Source organism: Streptomyces sp. TSRI0107 (assembly GCF_001905845.1).
Lineage (GTDB): Bacteria > Actinomycetota > Actinomycetes > Streptomycetales > Streptomycetaceae > Streptomyces.
The window spans coordinates 421224-443537 of record NZ_LIVZ01000001.1 but is presented as its reverse complement, the minus strand read 5'-3'; the positions used below and the strand labels follow the sequence as shown (position 1 = coordinate 443537).

The 22314-nt window shown below is 72.7% G+C and carries 17 protein-coding genes; 12 read left to right on the top strand and 5 right to left on the bottom strand.

Annotated elements, in window-relative coordinates; all coding sequences use genetic code 11:
- Window positions 1-343 precede the first annotated feature (343 nt).
- Window positions 344-1723 (top strand): amino acid permease, encoded by a 1380-nt coding sequence (locus tag AMK31_RS01945; RefSeq protein WP_073938498.1) that lies wholly within the window; start codon window positions 344-346, stop codon window positions 1721-1723.
- A gap of 170 nt (window positions 1724-1893) precedes the next feature.
- On the opposite strand, the gene AMK31_RS01940 is transcribed toward AMK31_RS01945, so the two are convergent.
- Both AMK31_RS01940 and AMK31_RS01935 read right to left on the bottom strand, forming a co-directional pair.
- The gene (locus AMK31_RS01940; RefSeq protein WP_073938497.1) at window positions 1894-2502 is read right to left on the bottom strand and encodes a histidine phosphatase family protein; all 609 of its coding nucleotides are present in this window, start codon (window positions 2500-2502) and stop codon (window positions 1894-1896) included.
- A gap of 6 nt (window positions 2503-2508) precedes the next feature.
- The gene (locus AMK31_RS01935) at window positions 2509-3987 is read right to left on the bottom strand and encodes an FGGY-family carbohydrate kinase (RefSeq protein WP_073938496.1); all 1479 of its coding nucleotides are present in this window, start codon (window positions 3985-3987) and stop codon (window positions 2509-2511) included.
- A 176-nt stretch (window positions 3988-4163) separates the two neighbouring features.
- Between AMK31_RS01935 and AMK31_RS01930 the strand changes: the two genes are divergently transcribed.
- From AMK31_RS01930 to AMK31_RS01890, 9 genes are all read left to right on the top strand, one after another.
- Window positions 4164-5585 (top strand): ABC transporter substrate-binding protein, encoded by a 1422-nt coding sequence (locus AMK31_RS01930; RefSeq protein WP_073938495.1) that lies wholly within the window; start codon window positions 4164-4166, stop codon window positions 5583-5585.
- A gap of 2 nt (window positions 5586-5587) precedes the next feature.
- Entirely contained in the window at window positions 5588-6514 is a 927-nt protein-coding gene (locus tag AMK31_RS01925) for a carbohydrate ABC transporter permease (protein WP_073938494.1), read from the top strand.
- On the top strand, window positions 6511-7335 hold the full coding sequence (locus AMK31_RS01920; protein ID WP_073938493.1) for a carbohydrate ABC transporter permease: 825 nt from the start codon (window positions 6511-6513) through the stop codon (window positions 7333-7335). Before AMK31_RS01925 ends, AMK31_RS01920 begins: the two co-directional genes overlap by 4 nt.
- Window positions 7332-8411, top strand: coding sequence for an ABC transporter ATP-binding protein (locus tag AMK31_RS01915; protein WP_073938492.1), 1080 nt, complete (start codon window positions 7332-7334; stop codon window positions 8409-8411). The genes AMK31_RS01920 and AMK31_RS01915 overlap by 4 nt, the downstream gene beginning before the upstream one ends.
- Window positions 8408-9253: a DeoR/GlpR family DNA-binding transcription regulator gene (locus AMK31_RS01910; RefSeq protein ID WP_073938491.1), complete on the top strand. Its 846-nt coding sequence runs from the start codon at window positions 8408-8410 to the stop codon at window positions 9251-9253. The genes AMK31_RS01915 and AMK31_RS01910 overlap by 4 nt, the downstream gene beginning before the upstream one ends.
- On the top strand, window positions 9231-10307 hold the full coding sequence (locus AMK31_RS01905) for an ABC transporter ATP-binding protein (protein ID WP_073938490.1): 1077 nt from the start codon (window positions 9231-9233) through the stop codon (window positions 10305-10307). Before AMK31_RS01910 ends, AMK31_RS01905 begins: the two co-directional genes overlap by 23 nt.
- A gap of 41 nt (window positions 10308-10348) precedes the next feature.
- Window positions 10349-11380 (top strand): NAD(P)-dependent oxidoreductase, encoded by a 1032-nt coding sequence (locus AMK31_RS01900; protein WP_241842503.1) that lies wholly within the window; start codon window positions 10349-10351, stop codon window positions 11378-11380.
- 171 nt (window positions 11381-11551) lie between these two features.
- On the top strand, window positions 11552-12973 hold the full coding sequence (locus tag AMK31_RS01895) for an FGGY-family carbohydrate kinase (protein ID WP_073938488.1): 1422 nt from the start codon (window positions 11552-11554) through the stop codon (window positions 12971-12973).
- A gap of 27 nt (window positions 12974-13000) precedes the next feature.
- The gene (locus AMK31_RS01890; protein WP_073938487.1) at window positions 13001-14092 is read left to right on the top strand and encodes a glycerophosphodiester phosphodiesterase family protein; all 1092 of its coding nucleotides are present in this window, start codon (window positions 13001-13003) and stop codon (window positions 14090-14092) included.
- 23 nt (window positions 14093-14115) lie between these two features.
- Here AMK31_RS01890 and AMK31_RS01885 read toward each other — a convergent pair whose 3' ends face one another.
- Window positions 14116-14760 (bottom strand): mycothiol-dependent nitroreductase Rv2466c family protein, encoded by a 645-nt coding sequence (locus tag AMK31_RS01885; RefSeq protein ID WP_073938486.1) that lies wholly within the window; start codon window positions 14758-14760, stop codon window positions 14116-14118.
- A gap of 146 nt (window positions 14761-14906) precedes the next feature.
- Between AMK31_RS01885 and pepN the strand changes: the two genes are divergently transcribed.
- Complete coding sequence (gene pepN, locus AMK31_RS01880) at window positions 14907-17486, top strand: aminopeptidase N (RefSeq protein ID WP_073938945.1); 2580 nt, start codon at window positions 14907-14909, stop codon at window positions 17484-17486.
- Window positions 17487-17707: 221 nt separating this feature from the next.
- On the top strand, window positions 17708-18751 hold the full coding sequence (locus tag AMK31_RS01875) for a hypothetical protein (protein WP_073938485.1): 1044 nt from the start codon (window positions 17708-17710) through the stop codon (window positions 18749-18751).
- Between the two features lie 27 nt (window positions 18752-18778).
- Here the strand turns inward: AMK31_RS01875 and AMK31_RS01870 are convergent, their stop codons facing one another.
- Window positions 18779-20551: a TIGR03767 family metallophosphoesterase gene (locus tag AMK31_RS01870; protein WP_073938484.1), complete on the bottom strand. Its 1773-nt coding sequence runs from the start codon at window positions 20549-20551 to the stop codon at window positions 18779-18781.
- 283 nt (window positions 20552-20834) lie between these two features.
- The gene (gene argG, locus AMK31_RS01865; protein WP_073938483.1) at window positions 20835-22289 is read right to left on the bottom strand and encodes an argininosuccinate synthase; all 1455 of its coding nucleotides are present in this window, start codon (window positions 22287-22289) and stop codon (window positions 20835-20837) included.
- Window positions 22290-22314: the final 25 nt, after the last annotated feature.

Sequence of the window (22314 nt, the reverse complement as noted above, 5' to 3'; positions counted from 1 at the left end):
AGGGCGGTACGGGACCTGGTGACGCTAACCCAGGGCACCTGAGCGGATCACCGTTACGGCTCGACAAAGGCTGGAGCGCGAGTGTGGTGGGATGCTCACAAAGAGTGCGGATGACACCTATCTTGGCGTGATACCCGTCACTGAGGTGAGGACGTATATCTCACGTGCGCCTGGGAAGGGTCGGCTGTAGGGTTCCGCCAACCCGTCGATGTGACGGGGGCCGTACACTCCGTAGTTCGCGCGTCCGCATAGTGAACGGCGGTATCCCTCGTTCGGCACCGCCGCCCAGACTGTGGGCGTTTTTTACCCTGTCCCCGCACCCCTGGACGGACGAGCCGCGCCCATGCCCAGCACCAGCACGCAGGAGACTTCGCCGCAGGCGGACGCCTCCCTCTCCCACGGCCTGAAGCAGCGCCACCTCTCGATGATCGCCCTCGGCGGCGTGATCGGCGCGGGGCTGTTCGTCGGCTCCGGCGCGGGCATCGCCGCCGCGGGACCCTCGATCATCATCGCCTACGTCCTCTCCGGCCTCCTGGTGATGCTGGTGATGCGGATGCTGGGCGAGATGTCGGCGGCGTACCCGTCGTCGGGATCCTTCTCCGCGCACGCCGAGCGGGCGATCGGCCCGTGGGCCGGCTTCACCGCCGGCTGGGCGTTCTGGGTGCTGCTGTGCACGGCGGTCGGCCTGGAGGGCATCGGCGCCGCGAAGATCGTCAGCGGCTGGCTGCCGGGGACGCCCGAGTGGGCGTGGGTGGCGCTGTTCATGGTCGTCTTCTGCGCGACGAACCTGGCGGCGGTGAAGAACTTCGGCGAGTTCGAGTTCTGGTTCGCGGCGCTGAAGGTGCTGGCGATCTCGCTGTTCCTGGTGCTGGGCGTGCTCGCCATCCTGGGCGTGCTGCCGGGCACGGACGCGCCGGGCACCAGCAACCTCTCCGACTTCATGCCGGGCGGCGGTGAGGGCCTGGTCATCGGCCTGCTCGCCTCGGTGTTCGCGTACGGCGGCCTGGAGACGGTCACCATCGCGGCGGCCGAGTCCGAGGACCCGGTGCGGGGTGTGGCGAGCGCGGTGCGCACCGCGATGTGGCGTATCGCCCTGTTCTACGTCGGCTCGATGGCGGTCGTGGTGACGCTGGTGCCGTGGGACTCGAAGGAGGTCGTCGAGAAGGGCCCGTACGTCGCCACCCTCGACCACCTCGGCATCCCCGGCGCGGGCCAGCTGATGAACGTGGTCGTGCTGGTCGCGCTGCTGTCCGCGATGAACGCCAACATCTACGGCGCCTCGCGCATCGCCTACTCGCTGGTGGAGCGCGGGCAGGGCCCGAAGGCGCTGGGCCGGGTGTCGGGCGGGGTGCCGCGGATCGCGGTGCTGGCGTCCAGCGTGTTCGGGTTCCTGTGCGTCCTGCTCAGCTACTGGCGGCCGGACGACGTCTTCACCTGGCTGCTGAACATGATCGGCGCGGTGATCCTGGTCGTCTGGATCTTCATCGCGGTCTCCCAGCTGCGGCTGCGCCGCCGGGTGGAGCGTGAGGCGCCGGAGAAGCTGGTCGTGCGGATGTGGGCGTTCCCCGTGCTGACGTGGGTGGCGCTGGCCGGCATGGCGGCGATCTTCGTGCTGATGGCACGGGAGCCGGACACCCGGGTGCAGCTGTACTCGACGGGCGCGATGACGCTGGTCCTGGCGGTCGTCGGCTACGCCTGGCAGCGGGCGCGCGCCCGGGACTGACCCGCCGCGACGACACGAAAGCCCCCGTGCGATCCACACGGGGGCTTTTTGCTGTTAGCTTGTTATTGCAAGTTGATTGCAACAAGCCTGCCTCGTGATCGTCTTCTCACCCTTCACGCGGGCGGGCGCGGTGAAGGGGCAGCCCTGTGAGGACCTGACTCACAGGGCTGTCACCCGCTGGGCAGGTTGAGGGACAGCAGGGCGGCCTGCCCGGCGTCCAGGCGGAGTTCGCTGACGGCGGCGTTGCGCAGCCTGGGGAAGACCCGGCGGTAGTCGCTCAGCGGAATGCCGAGCAGCCGGCACAGCACCAGCCGCAGCAGGGTGTTGTGGGCGACGACCAGGACCCGCTCGCCGGGGTGTGCCGCCGCGATGCGGCGCAGGGCGGCGGTGCCCCGTCCGGCGGCGGCCGTCGGGTCCTCGGCGCCGGGGAAGGGATGGGCCACCGGGTCGGCCCGGTAGGCGTCCGCGTGGGCCGGGTCCTCGACGGCGAACTCCGCGAGCGTCCGGCCCTCCAGCACCCCGAAGTCGCATTCGCGCAGGTCGGGATCGCGGTGCGGGATCAGCCCCAGCGCCGCGCAGGCGGGCTCGGCGGTCGCCACGGCCCGGGACAGCGGCGACGTCCAGACGGCGTCGACCGGGTGCGCGCCGATCCAGCGCCCGAGGGCCCGCGCCTGCTCGCGGCCGGTGTCGGTGAGCGCGATGTCGCTGACGCCGGCGTACCGGTTCTCGGCGTGCCAGACGGTCTGGCCGTGCCGGGCGAGGAGAAGGGTGGCGGTCATGAGCCGTCAGTCTTCCTTTCCGAGTCCCGCTCCGCCCGCCGCCGCGCCCTGTCCGGCCCGCCGCCGCGCGTGCGCCGCCACCGGGGCCGGCAGCCAGCCGCGGGACTCCAGGGCGTCGAGGAGGCGGAGGTAGGGGCCGGTGTAGCGGTCGGTGTGACCGGGGCGGGGGTGGACGGTGGTACGGACGCGGACCATGCGGTCGGTCGTGTCGGTGAGGGCGGCCGTCGGGCGGGTCAGGGCGTGGCAGGCCAGCGCGGCCATGCCGAGGGCCGGTTCGGGGTGGTCGGGGATGCGGGCCGGGCGGCCCAGTATGTCGGTGCGCAGCTGGGTCCAGTAGGGGCTGCGGGTGGCGCCGCCGGTGAAGGCGAGGGGGCCGTCGAGCGGGGCGCCCAGGTGGTCCAGGTAGTCCAGGCACAGGCGTTCCGCGAGGCCGACGCCCTGCAGGAGGGCCGCCCACCGGTCGGCGTCGGAGGCCGGTTCGCCCAGGAGCAGGGCGGTGGCCTCGGGGGCCTGGAACGGGAAGCGTTCACCCGGTGACACCAGGGGGTAGGCCACCGCGCCGGAGGGTTCGTGGGCCGCGGCCCGCCGGTCCATCTCGGCGGGGTCGGCGTCGGGGAAGCGGGCGGTGAGCACCCCGGCGCCCACGCTGGACGCCCCGCCGGGCAGCCATCTCCCGTCCGGGGCACGGTGGTTGTAGACCACGCCGGTGCCGTCCCGCACCGGCTCGCGGGCCGCCCCCTTCAGTACGAGGGTGGTGCCGAGGACCGAGTTCCAGGCGCCCTCCCGCAGCGCGCCGGAGGCGATCTGGGCCGCGCAGCCGTCGGTCATCCCCGCGACGACCGGCGTGCCGGCGGGGACGGCGGTGGCCTCGGCGGCGGCCGGGCAGACCGTGCCGAGGACCGTGCCGGGGCGGACGACGGCGGGCAGCGCCTCCTCGGGGACGCCGGGCAGGCCGGGCCAGGCGTCGGCCGCCACGTCGTACGCGGTCTTCAGCGCGTGGCTGGAATCGGCCGGCACCGGGTGTCCGGCCAGCCGGGCCGTGATCACGTCCGGCTGGTGGGTGATCCGGCCGGGTCCGTGGGCGGCGGTGAGCCAGAGCGCCTTGGGCAGGGCCCAGGTGTCCTGGACGGTGACGCCCGCCGCGCGCAGCCGGGCGGCCTCGGCCGCGGCCCGTCCGTCGTCGTACATCAGCGCCGGTCCCAGCGGGCGCCCCGTGTGGTCGGTGAGCAGCACGGTCCCGGACGTGCCGCACACCGCGAGTCCGCCGATCCGGGTCCCGGGGCGCTCCCGCAGCGCCTCCCGGGTGGCCGCGCACACCGCCGTCCACCACTCCCCCGGGTCCTGCTCGTGCCGCTCGCCGTCCCGCCGGCCGCGCACCGGGACCGCGCCGGAGCCGAGGACCGCGCCGTCCCCGGTGACGAGGAGGGCGCGGACGCTCTGTGTGCCGAGGTCGACGCCCAGCCAGGCCGCAGTCTCGTCCGCCATCGCGTCCTCCCACGCTTCGCGTGCCGGGATGTGAACTTCTCACTCTGCCCTGAGATTTTCGGGTGCGCGAGGGATTGACGCCCAACTTCCGCCGTTCCACTCTCTGTTAGCGAATCGACTCGACGTGTTAACGCGCCCCGCCCCGGACCCGACCCGCCCTCACGTGGAGGTCACGGATGGACACGCCCGTGCACGACCGCCGCCGCTTCCTCGCCCTCACCGCCGCCGCGGCCGCGGCGCCCCTGCTCTGCGCCTGCGGTGCCGGGTTCGGCGGGAACGACGGCAAGAGCGACGGCTCGGCCGCCGACGACATCACCGGCGCCTTCGACTGGAAGCGGGAGAAGGGCACCACGGTCAAGGCGCTGCTGAACAAGCACCCGTACACGGACGCGCTCCTCGCCGACCTGAAGTCCTTCACCGAGAAGACCGGCATAGAGGTCGAGTACGACGTCTTCCCCGAGGACAACTACTTCGACAAGCTCACCGTCGACCTCTCCAGCGGGCGTGCCTCCTACGACGTCTTCATGCTCGGCGCGTACATGGTCTGGCAGTACGGCCCGCCGGGCTGGCTGGAGGACCTCGGGCCGTGGATGCGCAACTCCTCCGCGACCGGCGACGAGTGGGACCGGGACGACTTCTTCCCCAACCTGCTCCAGGCCGACCAGTGGAACCTGAAGGCAGGCGCGCCGCTCGGGCAGGGCGGGCAGTACGCGCTGCCGTGGGGCTGGGAGACCAACGTCGTCGCCTACAACACCGACGTCTTCCGCAAGCTGGGCCTCAAGCCCGCCGAGTCCTTCGACGAACTGCGCGAACTCGCCGAGACGATCAAGCGGAAGGCGCCGGGCGCGGGCTTCGACGGCATGTACGGCATCGCCGTGCGCGGATCGCGCAGCTGGGCCACCATCCACCCCGGCTTCATGACCATGTACGCCCGCCACGGCCTGAAGGACTTCACCGTCTCCGGCGACCGGCTCACCCCGGCGATGAACTCCCCGGAGGCGGTGGCGTTCACCGAGGACTGGGCCGGCATGGTCCGCCGGGGCGGGCCGCCGTCCTGGACGTCGTACACCTGGTACCAGTGCTCCAGCGACCTCGGTGCGAAGAAGGCCGGGATGCTGTTCGACGCGGACACGGCGGCCTACTTCCAGGCGGTGAAGGGCGCCAGTCCCGCCTCCGGGAAGATCGCCTTCCATCCGGGCCCGAAGGGACCGGACGGGTCGCTCGCCACCAACATGTGGATCTGGTCGCTCGGCATGAACGCCAGAAGCGAGCGCAAGAGCGCCGGTTGGCTGTTCCTGCAGTGGGCGACCGGCAAGGAGCATCTGCGGCGCGGCGCCGTCACCCACAACCACATCGACCCGGTGCGCAGGTCCGTCAGCCAGGACGCGGGCTACAAGGACAAGATGAAGGACATCCCCGGCTTCATCGAGACCTTCGAGACGGTCGCCGGGCAGACGGAGATCCAGTTCACCCCGCAGGCGCAGTTCTTCGACGCGACGACCAGCTGGGCGTCGGCGCTCCAGGAGATCTACGGCGGGAAGGGCGCGCGGCCGGTGCTCGACGGGCTCGCGGCCGACCTCGCCCGCAAGGTCGGCTGACCGTGCGTCCGGCCGCGTCCTCCGGTTCGCCTCCGGGACGCTCCAAGCAGCTCCGGCTCACCCTGCGCCCGTATCTCCTGATCGTCCCCGCACTACTGCTGACCTGCGGGATCCTCTACCCGTTCGGACTCGGCCTGTACTACACGGTCTTCGACTTCGCGGCGAGCAAGCCGCAGCCGGACATGGTCGGTCTCGACAACTACCGGGCCGTCTTCACCGAGGAGTCCTTCTGGAACTCCGCGTGGGTGACGGTGCTGTACGCGGTCGGGGCGGCCGGGTTCGAGACCGTGCTCGGGGTCGCGGTGGCGCTGCTGCTGAACCGGTCGTCGCTGGTCGGGCGGGTGCTGGAGAAGATCCTGATCCTGCCGCTGATGATCGCCCCGGTGATCGCCGCGATCATGTGGAAGCTGATGCTCCAGCCGTCGGTGGGGGTCGTCAACCATCTGCTGGAGCCGTTCGGACTGGGCGATGTGCAGTGGACGGACACCCCGGCCGGGGCGCTGCTGTCGTCGATCGCCGTGGACGTGTGGGTGTACACGCCGTTCGTGGCGATCCTGGCGCTCGCCGGGCTGCGCTCGCTGCCCGCCTCCCCGTTCGAGGCGGCGGCGGTGGACGGGGCGGGCCGGTGGTACACGTTCCGGCGGCTGACGCTGCCCATGCTGTGGCCGTACGTGCTGGTCGCGCTGATCTTCCGGTTCATGGACTCGCTGAAGGTGTTCGACATCATCTACGCCCTCACCGAGGGCGGGCCCGGCGACTCCACGGTGGTCCTGCAGATCCGGGCCTACCTGGAGGCGATCCGCTTCCAGCGCTACTCGTTCGGCATCAGCTACACGGTCGTGCTGTGGGCCGTGGTCTATCTCGCCGCGATGGTGCTGGTGAAGCACCTGGGGCGGATCCAGCGCCGGGCCGCGGAGGTGACCGGGTGAGAAAGCGGTGGCTGGGGTGGCTCGCGGACGCCGCCCTCGTCCTCTACTTCGTCTTCGCGCTGTTCCCCATCGCCTGGATGGTGATCCTCTCCCTGAAACCCGCCGACCAGCTGTTCAGCACGTACTTCTCCTTCACCCCCACCCTCGACGGCTACCGGACGGTGCTCGGCGACAGCGAGGGCATCCCCTTCACCCGGTTCTTCGTGAACAGCCTGGTCGTGTCGCTGGGCGCGGTGGCGCTGTCCCTGCTGGTCGGGCTGCCGGCGGCGTACGCCTCGGCGCGCTGGCGGTTCAAGGGCTCCGACAACCTGATGTTCACCCTGCTGTCGTTCCGGTTCGCGCCCGAACTCACCGTGATCATCCCGCTGTTCGTGCTGTACCAGGAACTGGGCCTGTTCGACACCTACGTCGGCATGGTGTGGGTGCTCCAGCTCGTCACCCTGCCGCTGGTCGTGTGGATCATGCGGTCCTACTTCGCCGATCTGACACCCGAGCTGGAACAGGCGGCGCTGCTCGACGGCTACACCCGCAAGCAGGCGTTCTTCAAGGTGGCGGTCCCGCTGGTCAAGCCGGGGATCGCGGCCGTGTCCCTGCTGGCGTTCATCTTCGCCTGGAACAACTTCGTCTTCCCGCTGATCCTCACCTCCAGCGAGGCGCAGACCGTCACCGTGGGCGCGCTGTCCTTCCTCGGCGGCGACCGGCCCAAGTACAACCTCACGGCGGCCGCCGCACTGGTCTCGGTCGTACCGCCGCTGCTGCTGGCGCTGCTCATCCAGCGGTACCTGGTGCGCGGGCTGTCGTTCGGGGCGGTGAAGTCGTGACGGTGTCGCTGCGGGGGATACGGAAGGCCTACGGCCGCACGGTCGCGCTCGACGGGCTCGACCTGGACGTGGCGGAGGGCGAGTTCTTCTGCCTGCTCGGCCCGTCCGGCGCGGGCAAGACGACCACGCTGAAGACGGTCGCCGGGCTGGAGCGGCCGGACGCCGGGACCGTCGCGATCGACGGGCGGGACATGAGCGGGGTCGAGCCCTACGACCGGGGCGTGGCCATGTGTTTCGAGAGCTACGCCCTCTACCCGCACCGCACCGCCCACGACAACCTGGCCTCCCCGCTGCGCTCCCCCCGCCACCGCGTCCCGGCGGCGGAGGCCCGCCGGCGGATCGACGAGGTGGCCGGACTCCTCGGCATCGAGGGGCTGCTGGACCGCCCGGTGGGCCGGCTGTCCAACGGGCAGCGGCAGCGGGTCGCCCTCGGCCGGGTCCTGGTCCGCCCCGCCCGGGCCTTCCTGCTCGACGAACCCCTCTCCCACCTGGACGCCAAGCTGCGCCAGCAGATGCGGGCCGAGCTGAAGGCGATCGGCACGGTGCGGCGCACGACCACGCTGTACGTCACCCATGACGCGGTGGAGGCGCTGGCGCTCGGCGACCGGATCGGGGTGATCCGGGACGGGCGGATCGTGCAGACCGGGACCCGGGAGGAGATCTGGCACCGGCCCCACGACACGGAGGTGGCGCGGGCGTTCGGCAGGCCGCGGATCAATCTGCTGCCGGGGGCCGTCGACGACGGTGTCTTCCGGACGCCGGACGGGGCGGTCGCCCTGCCCGTGGCGGTCTCCGCGCGCGGCGGGGCGCAGATCGGCGTACGCCCCCGCGATCTGACGCTCGGCGGGCCGGGCCACCCGCTGGACGGCACGGTCTACGTCACCGAGGTCCTCGGCCGGTCCGTGGAGGTGACCGTGCGGCTGGGCGCCCACCGGGTCGCCCTGGTCGCCTCCCGCGCGCAGGCCGCGGGATTGCGTCCCGACGACCCGGTACGGCTGTCGGTGCGGCCTGAGAGCCTGCTGCTGTTCGAGGCCGACGGGCCGGAGGGCCCAGGACGACGGATCGGGACACGATGAGCAGCGGCAACCACGCGTTTCAGGGACCGGCGGCCCGGCAGGCCGCCATGGCCGAGCAGGTGCTGGCGGAGGGGTCGGCGACGGCGGCCGAGCTGGCCGAGCGGTTCGGGGTGAGTCTGATGACGATCCACCGGGACCTCGACGAGCTGGAACGGCAGGGCATCGTACGGAAGTTCCGGGGCGGGGTGACCGCGCAGCCGTCCGGGGTGTTCGAGTCGAACGTGCAGTACCGGATGAAGACGATGCGGGCCGAGAAGGCCGCCGTCGCCGACCGGGCCGTAGGGCTGATCGAACCCGGCATGGCGGTCATGCTGGACGACTCCACGTCCACTCTGGAGATAGCCCGCCGGCTGCGGCTGGGCGAGATCACCCCGCTCACCGTCGTCACCAACTTCCTGCCGGCCATCAACCTCCTCGCCGACCAGCGCGGCATCCACCTGATGGCGCTGGGCGGCGACTACGACCCGCTGCACGCCTCCTTCCTCGGCGTGTCCTGCGTCGAGGCGGTGCAGCAGCTGCGCGTGGACGTCTGCTTCGCCTCCACGTCGGCCGTGCACGCCGGTCACGCCTACCACCAGGAGCAGCACATCGTGTCCGTGAAGCGGGCGATGCTCGACTCGGCCGCCCGCAACGTCCTGCTGATCGACCACACCAAGCTGGGCCGGGTCGCCCTGCACCGCGTCGTGCCGCTGTCCCGTTTCGACCTGCTGCTGGTCGACGACGGGGCGTCCGCCGAGGCGCTGCGCGACCTGGACGAGCACAAGGTCCGCCACGAGGTGTGCGCGACGCCAGCGAGCCGGGAAAAAGGGGACGCCGCCGATGACCGAGCTGGAGCTACGTGAGCTGCGCAAGACGTACCGTCCGCGCGGGCGGCCCCCGGTCGACGCGGTGCGCGGTCTCGACCTCGCGCTGCGCTCCGGCGAACTGCTGGGGCTGCTCGGCCCGTCGGGCTGCGGCAAGTCCACCACCCTGCGGATGATCGCCGGGCTGGAGGCGGTGACCGGCGGGGACATCCTGGTCGGCGGGGCGTCGGTCGTGGACCGGCCCGCGCAGCGGCGCAACATCGGCGTCGCGTTCGAGAACTACGCGCTGTACCCGCCGCTGACGGTCGCGGAGAACCTGGCGTTCGGGCTGCGGGCGCGGGGCCGCCGCAAGGACGTGGACCGCAGGGTCGGCGAGATGGCGGAACGCATCGGCCTCACCGGCATCCTCGGCGCCCGCCCCGCCGGTCTGTCCAGCGGGCAGAAGCAGCGGGTGGCCCTGGCCCGCGCCCTGATCCGCGAACCGGACGTCCTGCTCCTCGACGAACCCCTCTCCCACCTGGACGCGGCCCAGCGCGACACCACCCGCCGCGAGCTGAAGCGCATCCAGCGCGACCTGGGGCACACCACGATCCTGGTCACCCACGACCAGGAGGAGGCCCTGTCGCTCGCCGACCGGATCGCCGTGATGCGGGACGGCGTGATCCAGCAGCTCGGCACCCCGTACGAGATCTACGACAGCCCGGCCACCGTCTTCGTCGCGGACTTCGTCGGCGAGCCCGCGATCAACCTGCTGCCCGGCATCACGGCCCCCGGCGGCCGTGCCGCCCGCCTCGCCGACGGGCTGGAGCTGCCGCTGCCGGTGCCGGTCGAGGCGGGCCGCGAGGTGGTCGTCGGCGTCCGGCCCGAGGACCTCTCGCTGACCGGCGCCGGCGGGCTGCCCGCGAAGGTGCTGGCGCACGAACCGCTGCTGGAGTCGGGCATCGCCACCGTCGCCCTCGCGGGCGTCGACCGGCCCGTCACCGTGCTGACCGGCCCGGAGGTGCGGCTCGCCCACGACGAACGGGTCCGGATCGCCGCCGACCCCGGCCTCACCCATGTCTTCGACGCCGAGACAGGAGAGTCCCTGCGATGACCTTTGCGACGAACCCTGCGACGACCCCTTCACCGGCTCCCTTGGCGAGCTCCGGCCCGGTCCGTGTGGTGGCCGCCGGTGACCGCTTCGTGCTGCCGTCGCTGATCGCGGAGGCGGTCCGGCACGAACACCCGGCGGACGTGCGGGAGCTGCGGCTCGGCTGGCCGCTGGAGCCGTTCGGGCCGGTGGCCGAGGTGGCCGAGGCCAGCGACGCCGAGGACGAGCTGATCGAGGCGCTGGGCGACGGCCGTCAGGTGCTGGTCACCCAGATGGGCCCGGTCACCGCCCGCGTCCTCGACGCCTCGCCCGGCCTGCGGCTGGTCGTGGTGTGCCGGGGCGGCCCGGTGAACGTCAACCTGGACGCGGCCAAGTCGCGTGACGTACGGGTCTGTTACGCGCCCGGCCGGAACGCCGCCGCCACCGCCGAGTTCACCGTCGGCCTGATGCTGGCCGCCCTGCGCCGCATCCCGCAGGCCCACATCCCGCTGGCCGGCCGGGGCAGCTGGGAGGGCGCCGCCTACTACACGTACGAGCACAGCGGTCTGGAGCTGGAGGACCTGCCGGTCGGGCTGGTCGGCTACGGCGCGGTGGGCAGCCGGGTGGCGCGGGTGCTGTGCGCGTTCGGGGCGCAGGTCATGGTGTACGACCCGTATGCGCGCGGCGAGATCCACGGCCTGCGCGTCTCCTCCCTGGACGAGCTGCTGCGCCGCTCCCGGCTGCTCAGCCTGCACGCCCGGCTCACCGCCGAGACCCGGGGGCTGATCGGCGCCCGTGAGCTGGACCTGCTGCCGGCCGGCGCGGTCGTGGTGAACGCGGCGCGCGGGCCGCTGCTGGACGAGGGCGCGCTGTGCGCGGCGCTGGCGAGCGGGCGGGTGTCGGCGGCGGCACTGGACACCTACGCGCACGAGCCGCTGCCGCCGGACTCCCCGCTGTACGGCTTCGCGGACCGGCTGGTGCTGACCCCGCACCTGGGCGGCGCCAGCCGGGCCGTCGCCGAGAAGGCCGCGCGCATCGCGGCCGCCGAGGTGGGGCGCTGGGCGCGCGGGGAGTCGCTGGCGCACTGCCTGACCTGATGGGCCCACCAACCGGCACTGTGCCAAGGGCGTCGGCCGCGAGGGAGCCGGAGAGGCGCGCCGGTGTCGAGGGGGCGAGCGCGCGGAGGCCCGAAGGGTCGAGCACGGTCGCGCCTCGACACCGGCATGAAGCGCCTCGGAGGCGACCGAGCCAAGAAAGGGGAGGTCGGAATGTTCGTCGGTATCGATGTGGGCACGTCCGTCGTGAAGGCCGCCGTCTTCGACGAGGGCGGGCGGGAGCTGGCCGTCGAGTCCCGGCCGGTGCGGCTCGCGCTGCGGGGCGGGTTCGTCGAGCAGGACATGGAGGAGGTGTACGCGGCGGTCGTCGAGGTGCTGGGCGCGCTGACCGCGCGGGTGCCGGGGCCGGTGACGCTGGCCGGGCTGACCGGGCAGGGCGACGGGGTGTGGCTGGTGGACGAGGAGGGGCGCCCGGTGCGCGCGGCGGCCTCCTGGATGGACGGGCGGGCGCATCAGCTGCTCGGCCAGTGGCTGGCGGACGGCACCTTCGAGGCGGTGTTCCGGCGCACCGGGAGCGCGATGTTCCCCGGCTGCCCGGGCCCCCTGCTGGCCTGGCTGGACCGGCACGAGCCGGCCGCCCTGGACGCCGCCGCGGCCGCCCTGTACTGCAAGGACATGGTGTTCCGGCGGCTGACGGGAGCACCGGCGACGACGGACGTGTCGGACGCGTCGATGCCGTTCCTGGACCCCCGGAGCAGGACGTACGACAACGGGGTCGTCGAACTCCTCGGCCTCACCCACCGCCGGGGCCTGCTCGCGCCGGTCAGCGACCCGGTGGCGACCGCGCCGGCCCGCGAGGGCCTGCCGGCGGGCACGAGGCTCGCGAACGGGCCGTACGATCTGCCGGCGAGCGCGCTCGGCGCGGGCGTCACCGATCCCGGCGACGGCCTGCTGATCGTCGGCACCTGTCTGGCCGCGCTGGTGGCCACCACCGACCTGGATCTGACCGGCGAGCCGGCCGGCCTGTACATCTCCACCGACCGGCCCGGCCACTGGCTGCGCGCCATGCCCGCGATGGTCGGCACTGCGGCCCTGGACTGGGTGCTCGCCACCACCGGCGTCCGGCACGCGGAGGTGGACGGCCTGCTGGAGGCCACCCCGCCGGGCGCGCACGGGGTCCGGGTGCTGCCGTACTTCGCCCCGTCCGGTGAGCGCGCCCCGTTCGTCGAGCCCCGGCTGCGCGCCGAACTCCTCGGCGTCAGCCTGGAGTCGACCCGCGCCGACCTGGTCCGCGCGACCTGCGAGGGCATCGGCTACGCGGCCCGGCACTGCCTCCAGGCGGCGGGCCTGACCGGTTCGCTCGCGGTGTGCGGCGGCGGAACCCGCAGCCCCGCGTGGATGCGGCTGCTCGCCGACGTGCTGGGGCGGCCGCTGCGGGTCGTCGAGGGCGAGGTGGGCGCGCGGGGCGCGGTGCTCGCGGCGGCCGAGCGGTTCGGCGTCGGCCTGGACGCGGAGGCGTGGACGCGGCCGACGGCCGTGGTGGAGCCGGACGCGGACCGGGCGGCGTACTACGCGAAGGGATACGAGGAGCATCTGGCCCGGCTGACGGAGGCCCGGGCCCGCGCACAGGGCTGAACCGCTCTACGACGAGAGGACGTTCCGATGCCGATGAGACGCCGATCCGTGCTGCTCGCGGCCGCCGCCGGCGGCCCGGCGCTCGCCGCTCCCGGCCCCGCGGCGCGGGCCGCCGAGGACGCCGGGCGCCCGCGCCGGCCCCTGGTCATAGGCCACCGGGGCGCCGCCGGCTGGCGGCCGGAGCACACGGCCGCCTCGTACACGTACGCCGTGCAGACCGGCGCGGACTGGATCGAGCCGGATCTGGTGCCGACCAGGGACCATGTGCTGGTGGTCCGGCACGAGAACGAGATCTCGCAGACCACCGACGTGGCCGCGCACCCGGAGTTCGCGGACCGCCGGACCACGAAGACGGTGGACGGGCGGGCGGTGACCGGCTGGTTCACGGAGGACTTCACCCTCGCCGAGCTGAGGACGCTGCGGGCGGTGGAACGCCTGCCCCTGGTCCGCGACCGCAACACGGTCTTCGACGGGCGTGAGCGGATCATGACCTTCCAGGAGGTCGTGGACCTCGCCCGGCGCCTGTCGAGGACGCACGGGCGGACGGTCGCCGTTTTCCCGGAGACCAAGCACCCCACGTACTTCCGCGCGCTCGGCCTGCCCCTGGAGCCGAAGCTGGCGCAGGCCGTCCGCCGCAACCGGCTGGGCCCCCGTGAATGCGTGGTGCAGTCGTTCGAGCCGACGAGTCTGCGGCGGATCGCCGGCGAACGGCTCGGCGTGCCGCTGTGGCAGGCGCTGGGCACCACGGGCGGGCCGTACGACCTGGTCTCGGCCGGGGATCCGACGACGTACCGGGACATGATGACCCCGGCCGGGCTGGCGCGGATCGCCGGGTACGCGGACTGGATCGGCCCGGACAAGTCCTCGATCGTGCCGGTGAACCCGGACGGCGGCACCGGCACGCCCACCTCGCTGGTGGCGGACGCGCACGCGGCGGGCCTGCGCGTCGGGGCGTACACCTTCCGCGCCGAGAACCAGTACCTGCCGCCCGCCCTGCGCCGCGGCGCGACGGCGACCGGCTTCGGCGACGCGTTCGCGGAGTACGCCCTGCACTACGGTCTCGGCGTGGACGCGGTGGTCACGGACTTCCCGGATCTGGCGCGGATCGCCGCGGACTAGACACCCCTAGACACCCCTGGGCGTCACAGGTTGCTGAAGTCCGGGCCCTTGGTGCGGGTGCGCTTGATCTCGTAGAAGCCGGGCACGGACGCCACGGCGAGGACGCCGTCCCACAGGCGGGCGGCTTCCTCGCCCTGGGGCGTCGGGGTGACGACGGGGCCGAAGAAGGCGATCTGCTCGCCGTCGGCGCCGGGCACGGCGATGATCGGCGTGCCGACGTCCTGGCCGACCTTCTCGATGCCCTCCTTGTGGGAGGCGCGCAGCTCGGCCTCGAACTCGAAGTCCTCCTGGTGGGCGTAGTCGATGAGGTCGGCGGGCAGGCCGACGTCGGCGAGCGCGCCCGCGATGGCCTCCAGGGTGGTGCCCTCGCCGTTGTTGTGGAAGCGGGTGCCGAGCGCGGTGTAGAGGGGGCCGACCACGGCGTCGCCGTGCTTCTGCCAGGCCGCCGTGACCACCCGGATCGGCGGCCAGGCCCGCGTGGTCAGCATCTCCCGGTAGTCCTCGGGCAGGTCGTCCATCTTGTCCTCGTTCACCACGGCGAGGCTCATGACATGCCAGCGGACCTCGATGTCGCGGCTCCGCTCGACCTCCAGCACCCACCGGGAGGTCATCCAGGCCCAGGGGCACACCGGGTCGAACCAGAAGTCGACGGGGGTCTTCTCCGACATGTCTCTCCTTCAAGGGGGCGTTCTCCGGGAACAGGGGGGAGAACGCCACCGGTGTCCCCGCTCATTCCCTGCTGTGCCGTGTCAGGGGCACATGGCAGGATCGGTCCTGTTCAGCCGTAGCCATGACGTACGAGGGAGTGCCGCCCGTGCCCGGTGAGAATCTGTCCCGCGACGAGGCCCGGGAGCGGGCCGCACTGCTGTCCGTCGACGGGTACGAGGTGTCCCTCGACGTGCGTTCGGCCGTCGGCGAGCACGAGGGCGACGGCCCGCGCACTTTCCGCTCGGTCACCACGATCCGCTTCCGCTGCGCCGAGCCGGGCGCGTCGAGCTTCGCGGACCTGATCGCGCCGAGCGTCACCGCGGTCTCCCTCAACGGCCGCGACCTCGATCCGAGCGAGGTGTTCGACGGCTCCCGGATCGTGCTGGAGGACCTGGCCGCCGACAACGAGCTGATCGTGGACGCCCGGTGCGCCTACTCCCGCACCGGCGAGGGCCTGCACCGCTTCGTCGACCCGGAGGACGGCGAGGTCTACCTGTACACGCAGTACGAGCCGGCCGACTCCCGCCGGGTGTTCGCGAACTTCGAGCAGCCGGACCTCAAGGCCCCGTTCCGCTTCGAGGTGCGGGCGCCGGAGGAGTGGACGGTGTGGAGCAACGGGGCCGGCGAGCGGGCCGACGGCGTGTGGCGGTTCGCGGAGACCAAGCCGATCTCGACGTACATCACGTGTGTGGTGGCCGGCCCGTACCACTATGTGACGGACTCCTACGAGCGGGTGTTCGCGGACGGCACCCGCCTGGAGATCCCCCTCGGCGCGATGTGCCGCAAGGGCCTGGCCCCGTACTTCGACTCCGACGACGTCTTCCTGGTCACCAAGCAGGGCCTGGACTTCTTCCACGACCACTTCGACTACCCGTACCCGTTCGGGAAGTACGACCAGGCGTTCGTGCCCGAGTACAACCTCGGCGCGATGGAGAACCCGGGCCTGGTGACCTTCCGCGAGGAGTTCATCTTCCGCGGCAAGGTGACGCAGGCGTCGTACGAGGGCCGGGCCAACGTCGTCCTGCACGAGATGGCGCACATGTGGTTCGGCGACCTGGTCACCATGGAGTGGTGGGACGACCTGTGGCTGAAGGAGTCCTTCGCCGACTTCATGGGCACCTTCGCCAACGTCGGCGCGACCCGCTTCAAGGACGCCTGGATCACCTTCGCCAACCGCCGCAAGGCCTGGGCGTACCGCGCGGACCAGCTGCCGTCGACGCACCCCATCACCGCCGACATCCGCGACCTGCAGGACGCGAAGCTCAACTTCGACGGCATCACCTACGCCAAGGGCGCCTCGGTGCTCAAGCAGCTGGTGGCGTACGTCGGGCAGGACGCGTTCCTGGAGGGCGCGCGGCGCTACTTCAAGCGGCACGCGTACGGCAACACGCGCCTGGGCGACCTGCTGTCGGTGCTGGAGGAGACCAGCGGCCGGGACATGAGCGGCTGGGCGCGGTCCTGGCTGCAGACGGCCGGGGTCAACTCGCTGACCCCGCAGGTGCTGCTGGACACCGAGGGCGGCCGGATCGCCGAGCTGGCGGTGGTCCAGGAAGCCCCCGAATCGCACCCTGAGCTGCGGCCGCACCGGGTGGCGGTGGGCCTGTACCGCCGCACGCCGGACGGCGCGCTGGAGCGGTACGCGCGCGCCGAGGCGGACGTCGACGGCCCGCGCACGGTCGTGGCGGAGCTGGCGGGCGCGGAGGCGCCGGAGCTGGTGCTCGTCAACGACGACGACCTGACGTACTGCAAGATCCGCTTCGACGCGACCTCGCTGGACACGCTGCGCGGCCACCTGGGCGCGATCGAGGACCCGCTGGCGCGTGCCCTGTGCTGGTCGGCGCTGTGGAACCTGACCCGGGACGCGCTGCTGCCGGCGCGGGACTTCGTCGGCCTGGTGCTGCGGTTCGCGGGCCGCGAGTCGGACATCGGCGTGCTGCAGATGCTGCACGCGTGGGCGAACTCCGCGCTGGTCCACTACGTGGCCCCGGACCGGCGCGCGGAGGGCGAGCGGCTGCTGGCGGAGGGCGCCCTGCGTGAGCTGCGGGCGGCCGAGCCGGGCAGCGAGCACCAGCTGGCGTGGGCGCGGTTCTTCGCGACGACGGCGTCCGGCGACGCGGACCTGCGGCTGCTGCGCGGTCTGCTGGACGGCACCGAGAAGATCGACGGTCTGGAAGTGGACCAGGAGCTGCGCTGGGCGTTCCTGGAGCCGCTGGCCGCGCACGGGGCGGCCGACGAGCGGACGCTGGCCGAGGAGCTGGCCCGCGACGACACCGCGTCCGGCAAGCGGCACCAGGTGCGCTGCCTGGCCGCGCGGCCCTCCGCGGCGGTCAAGGCACAGGCGTGGGCGCAGGTCGTGGAGTCGGACGCGCTGTCCAACGCGCTGGTGGAGGCGACCATCGCGGGCTTCGCGCAGCCGTCGCAGCGGGAGCTGCTGGCGCCGTACGCGGAGAAGTACTTCGCGGTGATCGAGCGGGTGTGGCGGGAGCGGTCCATCCAGATCGGCATGGACGTGGTGCGGGGTCTGTTCCCGTCGCTCCAGGACTCGCCGGAGACGCTGCGGGCGACGGACGCCTGGCTGTCCGCCCACGAGGGCGCCCCGCCGGCGCTGCGCCGTCTGGTGCTGGAGGCGCGGGACGACCTGGCGCGGGCGCTGCGCGGCCAGGAGTGCGACGCGGCGGCGAACTGAGGCCCGCCCGACGGCCTTTGGCCTGAGCTTGGGCCGTAGGTCACCGTTACGAAATCCCGGCAGGAAAGACCGTAACCCCTGGACCGCCCCCATACGGACCAGGGGTTTTCGGTGCCTACTCGGCATCCGAACATCCGTCCTTTAGTGCAAGGTTGTCCGCATTTGTCGACGGGTGTGTAACAGCGGTTAAGAGGCGTTCCGAGTGCGGGAATCCCCGGTGCATGACCCACAACACCCCGCTCTCCCCCCGCCCCCTGCGTCACATCGCCGAGGGCACCCGCCGTGTCCTGACCGCCGCCCAGCTCCGCTCGCACGGCGTCTCCCCCGCGGAAACGGCCGAGCAGTGCCGCCCCGGCGGCCCCTGGCAGCAGCTGCTCCCCGGCGTCTACGTCCTGCACCCGGGCCCCCCGACCAGCGAGGAGCGCCTGCACGCCGTGCTGACCTACGCGGCCCGCGAGACGACGACCCTCCCGGCGGTGCCGACCCAGCCGGGCGCCGAGCAGCCGCACCGCCCCGTCTACTCCGACGCGGTCGTCACCGGGCTCGCGGCGCTCACCCTGCACGGCTTCACGACGTCACCGCCGCTGCCCGCCCTGGACCGGCTCGACGTCCTGGTCCCCCGGCTGCGCCGGCTGCGCTCCACGGGTTTCGCCCGCGTCCTGCGCACCGCGCACCTGCCCGTCCCCGAGCAGGTCACCGGTCTCCCCGTCGCGCCCGTGCCGCGCGCGCTGGCCGACGCGGTGGCGGACCTGCGGGACGCGGGCGCCGTGCGCCGGCTGCTCACCGAGGCCGTCCGGGGCGGTCACTGCGACCCGGCGTCGGTGGTCCGCGAGCTGACCCAGGCGAAGCTGCTGGGCCGGCCCCACGTGGTGGACGCGGTGGACTCGCTGCTCGCGGAAGGACGGGCGATCGCGGAGGACCGGCTGTACCGGATGGTCCGGGAGTACGGCCTGCCCGACCCGGTCTGGAACGTGGACCTGCGCCTGCCCGGCGGCCCCCACCTCGGCGGCGTGGACGCCTTCTGGCCGGAGCACTCGGTCGCCGTCGAACTGGACACCCGGGCCCCGCGCCAGGACGAGGACGCGATGTGGTCGGAGTACGCCCGCAAGCGGGAGCACCTGGAGCGCCTGGGCATCACGGTCGTCCACATCACCCCGAGGAAGCTCCGCGAGTCCCTGGAGCAGCAGGCCACGGTCGTCCGCACGGCCCTGATGGCCTCGGCGGACCGCGACCCGGCGGCGTACGTCGTCGTCGTGCCCCGCTAGAGGTGCCCCCTGGGCCGTGCCTTCGGATCAGCCTTTCTTCAGCACCAGTTCGGTGTTCCGGTCCCGGGTGCCGCCCGCCAGGTCGGTGCGGGCGCCCGGGGCGTTGAAGGACAGCTCGCGGTAGAGCGCGGCCAGGCCGGTCTGGGAGAGGTCGGTGAAGTCGGTGCGGTGGGGGGCGGCGGACTCGACCATGGTGGTGAAGACCGAGAGGGTGCCGTCCTTGTTGTCGGTGAGTTCGACCACCCGGGCCAGCTGCGGGAAGTCCACGTGGGACGCCGTCGAGATCTCCCAGAAGGCGTGGCCGTCCGCTCCGGTGTGCGGGGTGATCTCGTTGCGGTGGATGTGGCCGTTGATCCAGGCGAGGGTGTTGCGGTGGCGGCCCAGCACGGCCAGGACGTCGGCGCCGCGGTACCGCCGCTCGTTCGGGCGGGCCGGGTCCGGGCGGCCGTTGTCCATCGTCTGGCTGGTGTGGTGGCTGAAGACGACGGCGTGGGAGTCGGCGTTCTCCCGCAGGGTGCGGTCCAGCCAGCGCAGCTGCGCCGCGCCGACGGAGCCCTCGTAGTGGCCGCCGGGGTCGGTGGTGTCGAGGCTGACGCCGATGACGTCGTCGGCGATGCGGAAGCTGTAGTACTGGGTGCCAGCGTCGAGGTTCGCCGTGGAGTAGCCGTGCCCGGCCGGGCCCATCCCGGTGTACGCCGGGTCGAGGTGGGCCTTGACGTACTCGGCGGCGGTGTAGGGCGCCCGCCGCTCGTCCGGTGTCACCGGGCGCAGGTCGCGGGCGTGCGCCTCGAGCAGGTCGCGGAACCGGACGCCCAGCGGGTCCGTGGCGTTCTTGATCGCTTCCTGGAGCTTCCTCGCCTCCGCCGCCGGCAGGGTCATCAGCTTCCTGCCGCCGACGGCGAAGTCGGCGAGGTAGGGGTCGCCGTGGCCGTAGCAGCCGAGCGGGAGGGAGTCGTGGTTGCCGACGGTCGAGTACCAGGGGAGGTTCAGGCCGGGGCTGCGCACCTCCCGCATCGCGGCGGCTAGGAACCCGTCCAGCTGCGGGAAGCCGCGCTGCTTGTCGGCGTCGCGCAGGGCGGAGTCTGGCTGCCAGTACTGCCCCAGGCCGCTGTTCTGGACGCCCTCGTAGCGGCGCGGGTCACCGGTGTTGGGGGTGATCCGCCCGCCGCTGAGGACCGTCAGGAACCACTCCAGCTCGGTCATGGCGTTGTTGTCGGTGTTGTCGCCGGTCGTCATCGCGAAGTGCAGCGGCGCACCGGTGACGGGCGCCCCGCGCAGCGCGTTGACCCGCTCCACCAGCGACACCGCGCCCTGCACGGTCAGCAGTTCCTGCGGCCGCCAGGCGTGCACGTCGGCCGAGCGCAGGAACTCCAGCCGCAGCGGGTGCTGGGCGTCGATCAGGTGCAGGTCGGTGAGCTGGACGAAGGCCGCGAGCGCGGTACGCCGCTCGGCGCGGCCGGACTTGGGCGTCGCCAGCTCGCTACGGACGACCCGGGGCCAGCCCTTGCCGTCGCCGAGCCGCCGGTACCCGGTGGAACCGCCGCGCGGGACGGCGACGCCGGACAGGGTGGTGCCGCGGGTGTAGGGCGCGAGGGGGCCGGCCGGCGCCCTGCGGGAGGACGCGACCGGCGCCTCCCCCGCGGTGGCCGGGGACTGGGTGGCGGCCCGGCTGTCGGTGGGGCGCAGGGCGTAGCCGACGCCCGCGGACAGCGACACGGCTCCGGCGGCGGCGAGGACGGTGCGGCGGTCGACCGCCAGTCCGTGGGCGGTGGAGCTGGCGACAGAGCGTAGGCGCGACATGGCGCGGTCTCCCCGAGTGCGAACGCGTCGGCAGTGGCGCGGACGGCCGCTCGCGCGAACCCCCCGCTCGCTCTGGATCGTTGGCATCGGGAATGACCTGCGTGTGAACGCGGCGGCAACGGGCAGCGCCGATCACCGTACGTGGATCACCCTCCACCCGGCGCGTCCGCGGACGCTCCTTCGCGGGCCGGGACGGCGTCACCCGGCGTTCATCCGGCGGGGTACGCGAACGGGCCCCGGCGGGACGAGGTGTCCGCCGGGGCCCGTGGGCCGGGGGCCGGGATCAGTCCGTGCCGGACTCCATCGCGGCGCGGTCCAGCAGCGCGTCCTGCTCGGACACCTCGCCCCGGGAGGCGATGACCTCGGCGCCGCCCTCGGGCAGCTCCGGCATGGTGCCGATCAGGCCGGTGGCGGCGGCCTGGGAGGCGCCGATGGTGGGGCTGCCGCTGCCGATCAGGCCGAGGCCCGCGTACTGCTCCAGCTTGGCGCGCGAGTCGGCGATGTCGAGGTTGCGCATGGTGAGCTGGCCGATCCGGTCGACCGGGCCGAAGGCCGAGTCCTCGGTGCGCTCCATCGACAGCTTGTCCGGGTGGTAGCTGAACGCCGGGCCGGTGGTGTCGAGGATCGAGTAGTCCTCGCCGCGCCGCAGCCGCAGCGTCACCTCGCCGGTGACCGCGGCGCCGACCCAGCGCTGGAGCGACTCGCGGATCATCAGGGCCTGCGGGTCCAGCCAGCGGCCCTCGTACATCAGCCGGCCGAGGCGGCGGCCCTCGGCGTGGTACTGGGCGAGGGTGTCCTCGTTGTGGATGGCGTTGACGAGGCGCTCGTAGACGATGTGCAGCAGCGCCATGCCGGGCGCCTCGTAGATGCCGCGGCTCTTGGCCTCGATGATCCGGTTCTCGATCTGGTCGGACATGCCGAGGCCGTGCCGGCCGCCGATCGCGTTGGCCTCCATGACGAGGTCGACGGCGGAGCCGAACTCCTTGCCGTTGATGGTGACCGGGCGGCCCTGGTCGAAGCCGACCGTCACGTCCTCGGTGGCGATCTCCACGGCGGGGTCCCAGAAGCGGACGCCCATGATCGGCTCGACGGTCTCGATGCCGGTGTCCAGGTGCTCCAGGGTCTTGGCCTCGTGGGTGGCGCCCCAGATGTTGGCGTCGGTGGAGTACGCCTTCTCCGTGGAGTCGCGGTAGGGCAGCCCGTGGGCCACCAGCCACTCGGACATCTCCTTGCGGCCGCCCAGCTCGGTGACGAAGTCGGCGTCCAGCCAGGGCTTGTAGATCCGCAGGTGCGGGTTGGCGAGCAGGCCGTAGCGGTAGAACCGCTCGATGTCGTTGCCCTTGAAGGTGGAGCCGTCGCCCCAGATCTGCACCCCGTCCTCGAGCATCGCGCGGACCAGCAGGGTGCCGGTGACGGCGCGGCCCAGCGGCGTGGTGTTGAAGTAGGCGCGCCCGCCGGACCTGATGTGGAACGCGCCGCAGGCGAGCGCGGCCAGCCCTTCCTCGACCAGCGCGGCCCTGCAGTCGACGAGCCGGGCGATCTCGGCGCCGTACGCGGAGGCACGGCCGGGCACGGAGGCGATGTCGGGCTCGTCGTACTGGCCGATGTCGGCGGTGTACGTGCACGGGATGGCGCCCTTGTCGCGCATCCAGGCGACGGCGACCGAGGTGTCGAGCCCGCCGGAGAAGGCGATGCCGACGCGCTCGCCGACAGGGAGGGAGGTGAGGACCTTGGACATAGCAAAACTATGCAACATCTCGCAT

What these genes read in the sequence shown, in the direction of transcription:
- AMK31_RS01910 (WP_073938491.1), top strand. Translation starts at nt 8,408, where the DNA reads ATGAGCAGCGGCAACCACGCGTTTCAGGGACCGGCGGCCCGGCAGGCC.
- AMK31_RS01895 (WP_073938488.1), top strand. Translation starts at nt 11,552, where the DNA reads ATGTTCGTCGGTATCGATGTGGGCACGTCCGTCGTGAAGGCCGCCGTC.
- AMK31_RS01905 (WP_073938490.1), top strand. Translation starts at nt 9,231, where the DNA reads ATGACCGAGCTGGAGCTACGTGAGCTGCGCAAGACGTACCGTCCGCGC.
- AMK31_RS01945 (WP_073938498.1), top strand. Translation starts at nt 344, where the DNA reads ATGCCCAGCACCAGCACGCAGGAGACTTCGCCGCAGGCGGACGCCTCC.
- AMK31_RS01870 (WP_073938484.1), bottom strand. Translation starts at nt 20,551, where the DNA reads ATGTCGCGCCTACGCTCTGTCGCCAGCTCCACCGCCCACGGACTGGCG.
- AMK31_RS01885 (WP_073938486.1), bottom strand. Translation starts at nt 14,760, where the DNA reads ATGTCGGAGAAGACCCCCGTCGACTTCTGGTTCGACCCGGTGTGCCCC.
- AMK31_RS01940 (WP_073938497.1), bottom strand. Translation starts at nt 2,502, where the DNA reads ATGACCGCCACCCTTCTCCTCGCCCGGCACGGCCAGACCGTCTGGCAC.
- AMK31_RS01875 (WP_073938485.1), top strand. Translation starts at nt 17,708, where the DNA reads ATGACCCACAACACCCCGCTCTCCCCCCGCCCCCTGCGTCACATCGCC.
- AMK31_RS01930 (WP_073938495.1), top strand. Translation starts at nt 4,164, where the DNA reads ATGGACACGCCCGTGCACGACCGCCGCCGCTTCCTCGCCCTCACCGCC.
- argG (WP_073938483.1), bottom strand. Translation starts at nt 22,289, where the DNA reads ATGTCCAAGGTCCTCACCTCCCTCCCTGTCGGCGAGCGCGTCGGCATC.
- AMK31_RS01935 (WP_073938496.1), bottom strand. Translation starts at nt 3,987, where the DNA reads ATGGCGGACGAGACTGCGGCCTGGCTGGGCGTCGACCTCGGCACACAG.
- AMK31_RS01890 (WP_073938487.1), top strand. Translation starts at nt 13,001, where the DNA reads ATGCCGATGAGACGCCGATCCGTGCTGCTCGCGGCCGCCGCCGGCGGC.